This window comes from Ignavibacteriota bacterium, from assembly GCA_016713565.1.
GTDB lineage: Bacteria > Bacteroidota > Ignavibacteria > Ignavibacteriales > Melioribacteraceae.
Genome location: JADJOX010000003.1, coordinates 88604 through 102864, shown reverse-complemented (window position 1 = coordinate 102864; position 14261 = coordinate 88604). Strand labels below are relative to the sequence as shown.

11 protein-coding genes and 1 pseudogene are annotated in these 14261 nt (G+C 30.8%); all 12 read left to right on the top strand.

The features are described from left to right. Nucleotides 1-57 precede the first annotated feature (57 nt). The 12 genes and pseudogenes from IPK06_03275 (at nt 58) to IPK06_03220 (ending at nt 14256) form a co-directional block, all read left to right on the top strand. On the top strand, nt 58-606 hold the full coding sequence (locus IPK06_03275; protein ID MBK7979031.1) for a helix-turn-helix transcriptional regulator: 549 nt from the start codon (nt 58-60) through the stop codon (nt 604-606). A gap of 100 nt (nt 607-706) precedes the next feature. Next, nucleotides 707-907 (top strand): heavy-metal-associated domain-containing protein, encoded by a 201-nt coding sequence (locus IPK06_03270; GenBank protein ID MBK7979030.1) that lies wholly within the window; start codon nt 707-709, stop codon nt 905-907. 113 nt (nt 908-1020) lie between these two features. Then, nucleotides 1021-3239: pseudogene (cadA, locus tag IPK06_03265) on the top strand (cadmium-translocating P-type ATPase). A 170-nt stretch (nt 3240-3409) separates the two neighbouring features. Beyond that, entirely contained in the window at nt 3410-3799 is a 390-nt protein-coding gene (locus IPK06_03260) for a hypothetical protein (protein ID MBK7979029.1), read from the top strand. Nucleotides 3800-3905: 106 nt separating this feature from the next. Beyond that, nucleotides 3906-5189 (top strand): TolC family protein, encoded by a 1284-nt coding sequence (locus tag IPK06_03255; GenBank protein ID MBK7979028.1) that lies wholly within the window; start codon nt 3906-3908, stop codon nt 5187-5189. Nucleotides 5190-5382: 193 nt separating this feature from the next. After that, nucleotides 5383-7014: an efflux RND transporter periplasmic adaptor subunit gene (locus IPK06_03250; GenBank protein ID MBK7979027.1), complete on the top strand. Its 1632-nt coding sequence runs from the start codon at nt 5383-5385 to the stop codon at nt 7012-7014. A gap of 101 nt (nt 7015-7115) precedes the next feature. Beyond that, complete coding sequence (locus tag IPK06_03245; GenBank protein ID MBK7979026.1) at nt 7116-10286, top strand: efflux RND transporter permease subunit; 3171 nt, start codon at nt 7116-7118, stop codon at nt 10284-10286. A gap of 496 nt (nt 10287-10782) precedes the next feature. Then, entirely contained in the window at nt 10783-12057 is a 1275-nt protein-coding gene (locus IPK06_03240) for an NAD(P)/FAD-dependent oxidoreductase (GenBank protein ID MBK7979025.1), read from the top strand. Nucleotides 12058-12236: 179 nt separating this feature from the next. After that, the gene (locus tag IPK06_03235; protein ID MBK7979024.1) at nt 12237-12590 is read left to right on the top strand and encodes a hypothetical protein; all 354 of its coding nucleotides are present in this window, start codon (nt 12237-12239) and stop codon (nt 12588-12590) included. A 70-nt stretch (nt 12591-12660) separates the two neighbouring features. Next, on the top strand, nt 12661-13179 hold the full coding sequence (locus IPK06_03230; GenBank protein ID MBK7979023.1) for a GNAT family N-acetyltransferase: 519 nt from the start codon (nt 12661-12663) through the stop codon (nt 13177-13179). A gap of 169 nt (nt 13180-13348) precedes the next feature. After that, nucleotides 13349-13750 carry an Rrf2 family transcriptional regulator gene (locus IPK06_03225; GenBank protein MBK7979022.1) on the top strand — a complete coding sequence of 134 codons (402 nt, stop codon included), beginning with the start codon at nt 13349-13351 and terminating at the stop codon, nt 13748-13750. Between the two features lie 29 nt (nt 13751-13779). After that, nucleotides 13780-14256, top strand: coding sequence for a cytochrome c (locus tag IPK06_03220; GenBank protein MBK7979021.1), 477 nt, complete (start codon nt 13780-13782; stop codon nt 14254-14256). The last annotated feature ends 5 nt before the right edge of the window (nt 14257-14261 follow it).

The following is a 14261-nucleotide window of genomic DNA, read 5'->3' as shown; positions in this document are numbered from 1 at the left end:
GCGAATATAAAGAAAAAACATATGCAAAACGGTGATAATAAATTATTCATAAAAAATATGGTTTGTCCGCGCTGTATAAAAGTTGTAAAGGACGAATTGAATAAATTAAATGTAAAAGTTAGATCTGTAGTTTTGGGTGAGGTTGAAAGCGAACTACCAAAGGAAAGACTTCCGATGGAAAAAATTGAAAAAATGTTATTGGAAAATGGATTTGAACTTATTGATGATAAAAATTCTAAGATTATTGAAAAAGTGAAAAACGAAATTATTTCGGTTTTAAATGAATATGAAGGAGAAGAGATAACTAATATCAATTTCCCTAATTTTTTGACAAAAAAAATCAACAAAGATTACAATTATATCAGTTCCATATTTTCAAAAACTGAAGGGATTACAATTGAGCATTACATTATTCTTCAAAAAATTGAAAAAGTGAAAGAGTTTCTTAAATATAACGAACTTACTCTAAGCCAAATAGCCTACCATCTGGGTTACAGCTCAGTGCAGCATTTATCAAGACAGTTTAAAAAAACTACCGGAATGACCGCAAGCGAATTTAAAAACAATATTTCAAACCAAAGAAAATTTATCGATTCTGTTATTTAATTTCTTGACCCAAGTCAAAATAATATAACATTTTCGGGGAAATGTATAACGCAACATTTCCGCATTGTTACTATTTTTGCATAAACATTAGGAGGAAAAAATGAAAGAAAAAAAAATAAATATCGTAGGAATGAATTGCCATCATTGCGTTATAGCGGTCGAAAATGAATTGAAAGAATTAGGAATTGATTTGCTTGATGTAAAAATCGGTTCAGCTGATATCAAATACGATGAAACTAAAATATCTGACGATGATATTGCCAAAGCAATTGATGAAGCCGGTTTTAAATTAGTCAATTAAAAGTAAGTTATACAATAGTTTGTAACTCCTTTGAGTAATCTTTGGACTTCAGTATTGCTAATAAAATTTTAACATTATTTTAGTGAAAGAAAATTTTGAAAATGAAAGATGATATTCTAAATTATAATATACACGTTAGCGGAATGACATGTGCAAGTTGTGTCGCAAGAGTTGAGAAAGTGCTTAATAAAATTGAAGGAATTCAAAATGCTCAAGTTAATTTTGCAGCCGAAAAAGTTTCATTTAATATAATTGACAATAAAGTAGACATTAAATCCGCCGCACAACAATTGGAAAAATACGGTTATATTCTTGACCTTAACTCCGTGTTGAAAGATGAGAAACCTGAGTCTGAAACTGTTGATAGAACTGACGAAGTTTTTGAAAATAATGATTTGCTTAAAGATTTCCGTTTGGCATTAATATTTACTGTACCGGTTTTTATTATCAGCATGCTCAGCGTTATGTTAAGCGATTGGCCTATAAGCTCTGATTATACCAATAAAATTTTATTGATTTTAACTACACCGATAATGTTCATTCCCGGGAAAAGATTTTTTAAAGTCTTTTGGACAAACTTAAAGCATTTTTCTTTTGAAATGAATTCACTTGTTTCAATCGGTACAGGAGCCGCATTTTTATACAGTGCTTTTGCGTCATTATTTCCGGATCTTATATCAGATAAAGGAATTGTTCCACATGTTTATTTTGATACTTCAGCTGTAATCATTACGCTGATTTTAATGGGAAAAGTTTTAGAAAATAATGCTAAGAAAAAAACCAATTCTGCAATAAAAAAATTGATAGAATTAAAACCCAAAGAAGCAACAATTTTGGAAAATGGAAAAGAAATTAAAATACCTCTGAATCAACTTAAATTAGGTCAATCAGTAATTGTAAAGCCGGGAGAAAAAATTGCTGCCGATGGAAAAATTATAAATGGGTTTTCTACAATTGACGAATCAATGATAACAGGTGAAAGTATTCCTGTTGAAAAAAGAACCGGCTCGTTAATCATTGGCGGTACAATCAATAAAAATGGAACATTTGTTTTTGAAATTACAGCTCTCGGTAATAACTCGGTACTTGGTCAAATAATTAAGTTAGTTGAAGATGCACAAGGTTCTAAAGCTCCAATTCAAAAATTGGCTGATAAAATTGCAGGCGTATTTGTTCCAATTGTAATTGCAATTGCAATATCAACTTTTTCTTATGGCTGATTTTCGGCATGGAAAATTCTTTTATAACTTCAATGATTAATGCTGTAGCTGTTTTAATTATTGCTTGTCCGTGCGCGCTGGGATTGGCAACACCAACCGCAATAATGGTAGGAACCGGTTTGGGTGCAAATAGAGGAATTTTAATTAAAAACGGTGAAAGTTTGGAAATTGCCCATAAAATAACAACAATTGTACTTGATAAAACCGGAACAATAACTGAAGGATGTCCTATTGTATCTAACGTAGTTGCAAATAATATTTCCGAAATTGAATTATTGTCTATTGTGGGATCAATAGAAAAAAGGTCTCAACACCCGATTGCCGAATCAATTGTTAATTATGCAGAAATTAAAAATTCGGTATTTTATGAATTCGAATCGTTTAATAATATAGACGGATTTGGTGTTTCCGCAATTGTTAACGGGAAAATGGTAATTGCGGGAAATAAAAATTTAATGTCCCAATATTCAATTAATATTGAAGATGTAAAAAGTAATTATAATGAATTTACAAAATCGGGAAAATCAATAGTATTTGTTGCAATTGACGGAGAATTAAAAGGATTAATTTCCATCGAGGATCCGATAAAATCAACCGCTAAAAGTGCTATTGAAAATATTAAACAAAACGGACTTGAAGTTGTGATGATAACCGGGGATAATAAAAGAACTGCTGAATCAATTGCGGCAAAAATCGGAATTGAAAATTATTTTGCGGAAGTTTTGCCTGAAGGAAAATCACAAATTATTAAAGAATTTCAGCAAAAAGGAAAAATTGTGGCAATGGTTGGCGATGGAATTAACGATGCTCCGGCATTGGTTACTGCCGACTTGGGCATTGCAATTGGAACCGGGACAGATGTAGCTATTGAGTCTTCGGATATAACTTTAATTAAAGGAAATTTAAATGATGTTCTTTCGGCGATAATAATATCCAAAAAAACAATTAGAACAATTAAGCAGAATTTATTTTGGGCGTTTATATATAATGTTATTGGAATTCCTCTTGCTGCATTGGGAATTCTTAATCCAATGATGGGAGCTTTGGCAATGTCGTTCAGTTCGGTTTCAGTAATTTCAAATTCACTGCGGTTAAAAAAAGTTAAAATTTAAGTTCGTTACAGTTTTGACCAAAAACATATAATAATTTTGTAACAAAATTTTATAATTGTATAACATAATTGATTTTTTTATAATTACCTTATAAATATCACAATAAAAAATAATTGAAAAATTTTTTTTACATATCGCAAAAAAATAAAAAGAGAATTTCTTTTTTTCTTTTGATCAATTTTATCCTTTATACATTTTTTGTCGGTTTCCCAAAAGAATATTGCGATAAAATATGCGCAGCAAATATTTCGGAAAAATGCGATTGCTCCTCGAACGGCGGAATGAATTGCTGCAATATGATGGAAACGAAATCGAAGCATAATTCTGCAAACACAAGTCTTAGAATTATAAATAGAAGCTGCAGCTATGAATATGCAATTTCTGAAAATAATTCGTATGTTGTGCCGAAAGTAAATGAAAGTAAAATTGAATTATTTATTAGCACGGAAATTATAGTCGAAAAAGAAAAATTATCATTTAAAAACAAGTTCATCTTCCAAAATTCATTTTCTGATATTGGTCCGCCAATTTATATAACGGTTTCATCTCTTTTAATATAATCCCTCTCCAACTCAATTTGATTTCCACGAAATTGGAAATCGTCGCATAATTATTTCAATTATCAAGTAAATAAATATTTTAATTCAAATTTTCGACGGGGAAATAATGAAGTCAAAATCGTTTTTCTTTGTTGTGATATTGTTGTTGATTTTTAATAATAATCCAGCACAAGAAAATCATAGTAGTTTAAATAGCTTAATTAACAAAGCTATTGAATTGAATCCAAAGCTTAAAATGCTTGAAGCGAAAAAAAATAGCTCCGAAAAGAGAGTGTCCATTAATTCTAACCTGCCTGATCCAAATCTTACATTGGGAATTATGAGTTTGCCGACTAATACTTTCTCATTCACTCAAGAAGCGATGACAGCAAAAGTTATTGGATTAAGTCAAGCAGTTCCGTTTCCCGGAAAATTAAATAAAACGGCGGAAGTTTTTAACAAAGATGTTGAAATTACAAAAGAGGAATTGAATGATTCAAGAAATGAAATTATTAATAATGTAAAACAAGCTTATTATGATCTTAACTATATTCGCGAAGCTTTGAAGATTAGCGGGCGCAGTAAAGAAAATCTGGAAAGAATAGTTTCAGTAGTAAGAACCAAATACATGGTTTCAGAAGCGACTCAGCAAAATTTAATTCAAGCTGATCTGGAACTATCAAAAATTAGTGATAAAATTGCGGAATTAAAAGGCAGTGAAAGAACAAATGTTTCAATACTAAATTCATATGTCTTGCAGGATCCCGAAACTCCGATCGAAACAGAAGAAATTTCTGAGTTGGATTCGACTGATTTGAATATTGATAATTTAATTAATACAGCAAAACAGAACAGACCTTTCCTGAAAGGTATTCAATTGAAAAAGAATAAATCTTTGATAATGGAAAACCTTGCTGAATATGAATTTTATCCCAATTTTAATTTTACCGTTCAATATTCTCAAAGAGACAGAATTGCCGAAACAAATATGCCTTTGAATGATTTTATTTCATTCCTTGTCGGCTTAAACATCCCAATAAACTACGGAGGGAAAAAATCTGCAAAAATTGAAGAATCGCAGATAATGCAGAGAATGTATGACGATGAATATGATAACGCGATTCAACTTTTAATCAAAAGCTTTAGTGAAGGACTATCCAAACTTAAGGAATTGAAAGAACGTGAAAGGTTAAACAGAGATGGGCTGCTGCCTCAGGCGAAGCTATTATTAAAATCGGCCATGGCAAACTATCAAGTGGGAAAAACAGATTTTATTAATGTTCTCGATGCCCAAAATAAAGTGTATGAAGCTGAAACAAACCTTTACAAAATTAAAATTCAATATTATAAGGAATTAGCGAAACTTGAATTTTTGTGCGGGCATTCTGAATTACAAAAAAGCAATCAATAATAATTTTTGAATTATTAAATATATGTGAATTGTTGAAGTACAAGTTTAAGTTAAAATAGAAATTGCAATATTTTGTGAAACTTGTAATTAAATGTATTCCATAATGAAAATTTTATATTTTCAAGACAATCAAGATTTATGTAAATAGAATAAATATTCGGAAATTGTAAAAGCATTTAGCGGAGAAATTTTAATGAATTATAAAACATATTTATCATTAGCAATTATAGCCATAGCAGTTATAATAAGCGTTTACTTATGGAATTCAAATTCACAAAGTAAAATAAGTATTGCCAGCGAAAAACAACTATATACTTGCGGAATGCACCCGGAAATTATTTCGGAAGAACCTGGTAATTGTCCGGTTTGCGGAATGAAACTGGTACCCAAAAACAAATCCGATTCTGCAATTAACGGCGAAAGAAAAATTCTTTATTGGCGTGCTCCGATGGACCCAAACGAAATTTATGATAAACCCGGAAAATCCAAAATGGGAATGGACCTTGTTCCGGTCTATGATGATAATATTGAAGCTGGTAGTATTGTGCAAATCGACGGCGTAATTCAGCAAAATATGAATGTCAAAATTTCTTCTGTGGAAGAAAAAGAACTTTCCGGTGAAATATTTACAAACGGAGTTTTAACAACAGACGAACGCAATGAATACATTGTTACTACAAAAGTCAATGGATGGATTGAAAAATTATATGTTAATTATACAGGACAAAAAATTACAAAGGGTCAAAAGTTAGTTGATATATATTCTCCAGAATTAGTTTCAGCACAGCAAGAACTTCTTACGGCTTTAGATTATCAAAACTCAACAAATTTGATGGAAGATTCCGAAATTTCAAATAGTGGAAATCAGCTTGTTAAAAATACAATCCAAAAACTTCTTCTTTTAGATATTTCTAAAAGTAAAATAGATGAAATTATTAGAACCAAAGAGATAGAAAAGTATTTGACTTTGTACGCTCCGACAAATGGAACTGTTTTATTAAAAAATGTTATTGAAGGTGAAAAAATAATTGCTGGGAAACAGCTTCTGCATATCGCTGATTTGTCAAATCTTTGGCTCAAAGCAGATATTTATGAAAGTGAATTGAGCAAGGTGAGTATTGGTTCTTCGGCAAAAATCAATTTTACATATTTACCTGAAAAAACATATTCAGGTATTGTTGATTTTATTTATCCAACTGTCGATCCCCAAACAAGAGTTGTGCAATTAAGAATGAATATTAAAAATATAAATGGAGAATTAAAACCGGAAATGTTCGCAAATGTTCAAATAAAAGGAAATAGTTTTGGAATATATCCAGTTGTATCTGAATCTTCTATAATTAGAAGCGGAAAACATAATGTAGTTATTCTTTCTTTTGGTGAAGGGAAATTTAAGCCAGTTGAAGTTCGCTTGGGAGCTTATTCAAATGGATTTTATCAAATTCTGTCAGGATTAAATGCAGGTGATAAAATAGTTTCATCAGCTCAATTTATGATCGATTCCGAGAGCAGTTTAAAAGCCGCGGTTAATGCATATGCCGCTGAAGTAAATGATGTTAAAAGTAAAGCAAATATCGGCAAAGTTGAGTCAAATGTAAATTCTAAAGTCGAACAAGAACACGGCGAATCAATTATAAGAGAAGGAATAATAAATGTTATTGAAATTGACAAAAACAAAGATGGAAAAGTCTTTCAAGATATGATGGATTGGAACGTTATTTCAGATAAAGATGGCAAATGCATTTTATGCAATATGAACTTAAAAGAAGTAACTATTGATGAAGCAAAAAAGAATTTACAAGAACATGGTTATGACTATAAATAAGCATAAAGTTCTTGGCAAATAATTAAGTGATCTTACGGAATTTTCTTTCACTAAGTATAAAAAATTATTTAACAGGAAGCGGGTAATTATGGAGAAAATATATGCAAGTTCAAGAAAATAATAAAGATAGATTTATTGCAAAGCTAATTGAATGGTCTATTAATAATAAATTTATGGTAATAATTTTAACCGCCGCATTAATTGGCGGCGGAATATGGGCAGTAGAAAATACAGCAGTAGACGCGCTTCCGGATTTAAGCGATGTGCAGGTAATAATTTATACAGAATTTCCTGGTCAAGGTCCGCGAATAGTTGAAGATCAAGTAACTTATCCATTAACTACAAAAATGTTATCAGTTCCTTATGCACAAGACGTAAGAGGATATTCGTTTTTCGGTTTTTCCATGGTTTATATAATTTTTGAAGATGGAACAGATATTTATTGGGCAAGAAGTAGAGTTCTCGAATATCTCAATTCTATTCAAAAGGATTTACCGGCAGGAGTCTCTCCAACACTTGGTCCCGATGCAACTGGATTAGGCTGGGTTTATCAATATGTTTTAAAATCGGATAAAAGAAATTTACAGGAATTGAGATCAATTCAGGATTGGTTTCTGCGGTACGAACTTTCATCGCTTCCTGGTGTTTCGGAGGTTGCCAGTATCGGTGGATTTGTAAAACAGTATCAAGTAAATGTTGACCCAAATAAATTATCATCATTTGGAATTCCGTTGCAGAAAGTTAAAACAGCGATTAAAGAAAACAACAATGATGTTGGCGGAAGGCTACTTGAAATCAGTGAAATGGAATTTATGGTCAGGGGACTTGGTTATGTAAAAAGTATAGAGGATTTGCGAAAAATTACAATCGGGATTTCACAAAATTCAGGAACTCCAATTTATTTAAAAGATGTAGCCGAAATTGATATTGGACCGGAATTAAGAAGAGGAATTGCAGAATGGAACGGGGAAGGTGAATCAGTTGGCGGAATTATAGTAATGCGTTACGGTTCAAATGCTTTAGAGGTAATAAAAAGCGTTAAGAAAAGAATCGCTGAATTAAAATCATCGCTGCCTGAAGACGTGCAGATCGTAGATGCATACGACCGTTCTGAATTAATTGGTGCGGCTATAGATAATTTAAAAAGTACTTTATTTGAAGAAAGTATAATTGTTGCTATTGTTATAATTTTATTTTTAATGCACATAAGAAGTTCTTTGGTTGCAATATTTACATTACCTACCGCAGTTTTAGCAGCATATTTAGTTATGAAGTACCAAGGTATAAATGCAAATATTATGTCATTAGGAGGTATAGCAATTGCGATCGGAGCAATGGTAGATGCTTCAATTGTTATGGTTGAAAATGCACATAATCATATGGCCAGCGAACAGAAAAAAGAAAAAGAGAAACAGCGCTCGCATTGGACCGTAATCCTAGAATCGGCAAAAGAAGTTGGTCCTTCAATATTTTATTCGCTCCTTGTAATTACCATTTCTTTTTTACCTGTATTTACTCTTGAACAACAAGAAGGAAGATTATTCAAACCATTGGCATTTACAAAGACTTATTCTATGGCGAGCGCAGCCATTTTAGCGGTAACAATTGTTCCCATACTTATTGGATTTTTTGTTAGAGGAAAAATAAAATCCGAAGAAGAAAACAAATTGACAAAATTACTTACAAAAATTTATCATCCGGTTGTTGATTTCGTTATGGATAAAAGATGGATAGTAATCGCCGCAGCAATAATTATAATTATAATAACTTATATCCCGTATTCTAAACTTGGTTCGGAATTTATGCCGCCGCTATATGAAGGTGATTTACTTTATATGCCTACTACACTTCCTGGAATTTCTATTACAAAAGCAAAAGAAATATTGCAGCAGACTGATAAAATAATTAAATCATTCCCTGAGGTTGAAAGCGTATTCGGGAAAATGGGAAGAGCTGAAACGGCAACAGATCCCGCACCATTATCAATGATTGAAACAACAATTCAGTTAAAACCGCAAAGTAAATGGCGAGAAGGAATGACTGCGGATAAATTAGTCGATGAATTAAATAATGCAATTCAAATCCCCGGGTTAACCAATGCATGGACAATGCCGATCAAAACAAGAATTGATATGTTGTCAACAGGAATTAAAACTCCCGTTGGGATAAAAATAGGAGGACCGGATACTCAGGTTCTTCAGAATATTGGAAAGGAAATTGAAGAAGTTGCGAAAACAATTCCGGGAACTCGCTCAGTTTATGCGGAAAGATCAGCAAGTGGAAATTTTATTGATTTTGAAATAAATAGAAATGCAATCGCAAGATATGGAATATCCATCAATGATGTTCAAGATATAATAATGTCGGCTGTCGGGGGAATGAACATCACAAAAACAATAGAAGGTCTTGAACGATATCCGGTTAACTTAAGATATCAAAGAGATTTTAGAGATAACATTGAAGCTTTGAAAAGAGTGCTGGTTCCTATTCCGAACGGTGGAAATGTTCCTTTGTCTGAATTAGCGGAATTGAAAATAAAAAAAGGTCCGCCTATGATTAAATCGGAGAATGCAAGACCAAATGCATGGGTTTATATCGATTTAAAAGATATTGATGTTGGAACTTATGTAAAACATGCGCAGGAAATAATTAGCAGCCAAATTAAACTTCCTCACGGATACTCAATTATTTGGAGCGGACAATATGAATATATGGAAAGATCCACCGAAAGATTGTATTTGGTAATTCCGATAACTTTATTGTTTGTGATTTTACTTTTATACATAAATACAAAATCGGTGTTAAAGACGTTTATTGTTCTGCTTGCGCTTCCATTTTCGCTGATTGGCGCATTTTGGTTTCTTTATCTTGCCGGTTACAATATAAGCGTTGCTGTTTGGGTAGGAATTATTGCTTTACTTGGTGTTGATGCTGAAACTGGCGTAATTATGCTTCTTTATCTAGACATTGCTTATGATAAATTCAAAAAAAATAATATTCTTAATTCTGTTAGTGATTTAAGAAAAGCTATTTTTGAAGGTGCGGTAAAAAGAATAAGACCCAAAATGATGACTGTAATGACAACTTTGCTTGGACTGTTTCCAATTTTAATTGGAAGTGGAATTGGTTCAGATGTAATGAAAAGAATTGCGGCTCCTATGGTCGGCGGAATAATAACAAGTTTTATAATGGAACTAACAGTTTATCCTGCAATTTATTTTATTATAAAAAAGAGGGAACTTAAAAAAAATTCAAGTTTATACGTAAAATAAGGCAAATGATTTTGTAAAGTTGAAATTTAGAATAAAAATTCGGATTCAAATGATTGGCGAATTTGAATTTAATATTTCATTTTCCTTTAAAATTGAATGTATAAAGTAAGTAATTAAATAGCATTTAGAAAGTATACAATGTTAACAAATAATAAATATTCTGTAATTATAATATTTTACATAATAACATTTTTTACCGCAAATTAAATTCTCAAATTAAAGATTCAACAATTCAGCTAAAGAAGAAAGTTGAAATGACTGTGTACGGTACAAAAACGAAAATGAAAAATATGTCTGTCTGAAAATTGTCTTTGCCGAATGAGATTTAATGAAGTAACAATTGAAAGTGCAAAGAAAAATTTAATTGAATATAAGCATGAAGTAAAAAAATAGAAAAGTTTTTAAATTTGTTTTTATTCTTTATAACAACCACTTTTGCAGTGTAGAATATATTTAAAACAATTCTAAATAATAATAAAATAGAAAGTTGGTATTTTTGAATAACATAGAAGAAAATATAATAATTGTAGGCGCCGGTTTCGGAGGCTTGTATGCTGCCAAGGAATTACTTAAATCCACAAATAGATTTAAAGTAATTTTAATTGATAAAAGAAATTTCCATTTGTTTCAGCCACTACTATATCAAGTAGCCACCGCACAGCTTTCACCTGAAGATATATCTTATCCGGTTAGAGAAATATTTAAAAATAATGCGAATATTACAATCCTTAAAGATGAAGTTAAATCTATCGATTTGGATAATAAATTTATCAATGTAGAATGCGGAAAGATAAATTACAGTAAACTTATTATATCTACAGGAGTCGCGCCTGATTACTTTGGAAATTTTGAATGGGAAAAAATTGTGCCTCCATTAAAAACGCTAGAAGATGCACTGGTTATAAGAAGAAAAATTCTAAATGTTTTTGAGCGAGCAGAATCTGAAATGTTGCATCCCGTAGAAAAAATTCCATTAAATTTTGTAATAATCGGCGGCGGTCCAACCGGAGTTGAACTTGCCGGAGCTTTAGCGGAATTGAGAAAATACTCTCTTAAAAATGAGTTTAGAAAAATAAATCCCGAAAGAGCAAAAATTTATTTAATTGAAGCCGGTAATAGAATACTTTCTAATTTTCCCAATAAGTTAAATGAAAAAGCTAAGGAATTTTTAGAAAAACTTGAAGTAACGGTTAAAACCGACTGCCTTGTGACATCTGTTCAAGATGGAATAGTTGAGATTAAAAATAACGGAGAACTTCAAACAATTGAAAGTAAAGTTGTAATTTGGACTGCCGGCGTTAAAGCATATTACGGAAATAATATTATTGGTTTAAAAGGAATTAATTTGGATAAAAAAGGAAGAATTGAGGTTACAGAAAATTTAACCATTCCGAATTATAAAGATGTTTACGTTATTGGAGATATTTCTAAATTAGTTACAACAAATAATATCAATTTACCTGGTACCGCTCCCGTTGCAATTCAACAAGGTACGTATGCTGCAAAACATATTAAGAATAATGGCAGCATATCGGATTTCAAATATAGAGATAAAGGCAATCTTGCTGTAATTGGAAGAAATGCCGCAATTGCGGATTTTGGATTTATTAAACTAAGCGGATTTTTTGCATGGATAATTTGGGTATTTGTTCATATTGGATATTTAATTGGTTTTAACAATAGACTTTTAGTTATGATAAAATGGGGGTGGAATTATTTTTTTAAAAAGCAAACATCAAGAATTATTTATAGAAGTAATAATAATAGGTAGTAAGTCATAGCTGTAATTTTATTTTTGATCTAAAATATTTGAAGGTTTTTATACATGGAATTAATTATTATTGGAATATTGGTAATCGGGTTGTTGCTTCTTATTATCAGAAAATTCAACAATGCCGGCAAAGGAAAAAGCTGCTGCAAATAATCTTTCACAATTAAATAGGATAAAATATGAAAAAGATAGATTTACTAATTTCTATTATAATTTTTTTTAGTTTAATTTCCGCTTGCGGTTCAGAGCATAAATCGGATGATAAATCCGGCGTAGGAATGGGAGTGAAAAATGATCACGAACATAAAATTAGCGATATAAATAGTTTGGATTCCGAACTAATAAGAAACGGAATAATTGATATTTCTACAATTGATGAAAATAAAAACGACAGTTTGTATGAATGTCCGATGGACTGGAATGTATTATCAGATAATGACGGCGATTGTCCAACATGCGGAATGAAATTAAAAGAATTCAAAATCGAAGACGTTAAAGCCAACTTAAGTAAACATAGTTTTGAATATAAATAAAGTTACTACAATTTTTTTAATTGAATTTATTATCTAGTTAATTTCTAAAATTTATCTAAAAGTGTAAAGTATGGAAGAGATTGAAATTAAGCATATAAGTGCTTTAAATATTCTGCAATTGCAGGAAATATGCATTAAAACTTTTTATGAAACGTTTGCCAAAGACAATTCTGAAGATAATATGAAGAATTACATAGATGAAAGATTTTCTCTCGAAAAATTGAACAATGAACTTAACAATAATAATTCCGAATTTTATTTCGCAATATTAAATAATAACATAATCGGTTACCTAAAAATAAATTATGCAGATGCCCAAACGGAGATTAAGAAATCAACAACTCTTGAAATTGAACGCATTTATGTTTTATCAGAATATCAAGGAAGGAAAGTAGGACAGTTGCTTTTTGATAAAGCAGTTCAAATAGCAAATATTAAGAAGATGGAATATATCTGGCTTGGAGTTTGGGAAAGAAATTTAAGGGCAATAAATTTTTACAAAAAGAATGGCTTTATTGAATTTGGAGAGCACATTTTCAAATTGGGTGACGAAGAACAAAAAGATATTATGATGAAAATGAATGTATAATAATATATAAAGCAAATATTTATTATAAAATAAACACTTATCGTATAATCACATCTTAAAGCAGAAAAATTAATTTATCGAAGTAGAAAAAATTTATGATTGACAAATATAAATTAATTGATTAAGTTAAATCAGAATAAAAAATCTGAATATAAAAATATTTTAGAAAATGATATTTAACAAGAGTACGGAATATAGCGTTAGGATTCTTTTATATATGTGTGAAATGGAAGATTACAAATATTTCAGTGCTACAGAAATTGCAAGAGCAATAAAAATTCCAAAAGAATATTTATCAAAAATACTTCAACAATTGACAAAGAAAGGATTTGTTTACTCAAAGCGCGGAAAAGGCGGCGGCTTCAAAATAATAAAAACCAAAAAAGAAATTAAAATAATGGAATTAATAAATCTATTTGAAAATAAAAAATTTTATAATAAATGTCTTATTGGATTGTCGGAAGATTGTGAAGAATGCAGATGTATAATACATTCAAAGTGGACGAATATAAAATCAATTTTAGTTTCGACAAGTTTAGACAATATTAAGATAAAGAAATTACTCAATTAAATAAGTCAAAAAAATATAAAGGATATAAAATGATAAATAAAATATTGGCTGTTCTTATCATCGTTTTAACAATAAGCTGCGGAGAAAGCAAAGAAGAAAACGGAACAAAAAGCAGTAATTCGGCAAATGAAAAAATTGCTCAAAAATTTGGTTTAACTCTTTTTGAATTGGAAAATGGAATAGGTCCAATTAAAGAAAAAATTAAAATTGACGGAATCGATAATGTGCTTGCGCAAAAAGGTTCCAAATTATTCGATGAAAAATGCGCTCAATGCCACAAGCTAGATGAGAGATATACCGGTCCGGCTCTTAGAGGAGTAACTGAAAGAAGAACACCGGAATATGTTATGAATATGATATTAAATCCGGAAGAAATGACTAAGCGTCATCCTGAAGCAAAAAAGTTATTGGCAATTCATATAAATCAAATGACTTTTCAAAATGTAACGCAAGATGATGCGAGAGCAATTCTTGAATTTTTAAGAATGGAATCGAGTCACAAATAACAGGA

Excerpts from the sequence above, each read along its gene's own strand:
- IPK06_03275 (MBK7979031.1), top strand. The coding sequence starts at position 58 with ATGGTTTGTCCGCGCTGTATAAAAGTTGTAAAGGACGAATTGAATAAA.
- IPK06_03270 (MBK7979030.1), top strand. The coding sequence starts at position 707 with ATGAAAGAAAAAAAAATAAATATCGTAGGAATGAATTGCCATCATTGC.
- IPK06_03255 (MBK7979028.1), top strand. The coding sequence starts at position 3,906 with ATGAAGTCAAAATCGTTTTTCTTTGTTGTGATATTGTTGTTGATTTTT.
- IPK06_03250 (MBK7979027.1), top strand. The coding sequence starts at position 5,383 with ATGAATTATAAAACATATTTATCATTAGCAATTATAGCCATAGCAGTT.
- IPK06_03245 (MBK7979026.1), top strand. The coding sequence starts at position 7,116 with ATGCAAGTTCAAGAAAATAATAAAGATAGATTTATTGCAAAGCTAATT.
- IPK06_03235 (MBK7979024.1), top strand. The coding sequence starts at position 12,237 with ATGAAAAAGATAGATTTACTAATTTCTATTATAATTTTTTTTAGTTTA.
- IPK06_03230 (MBK7979023.1), top strand. The coding sequence starts at position 12,661 with ATGGAAGAGATTGAAATTAAGCATATAAGTGCTTTAAATATTCTGCAA.
- IPK06_03225 (MBK7979022.1), top strand. The coding sequence starts at position 13,349 with ATGATATTTAACAAGAGTACGGAATATAGCGTTAGGATTCTTTTATAT.
- IPK06_03220 (MBK7979021.1), top strand. The coding sequence starts at position 13,780 with ATGATAAATAAAATATTGGCTGTTCTTATCATCGTTTTAACAATAAGC.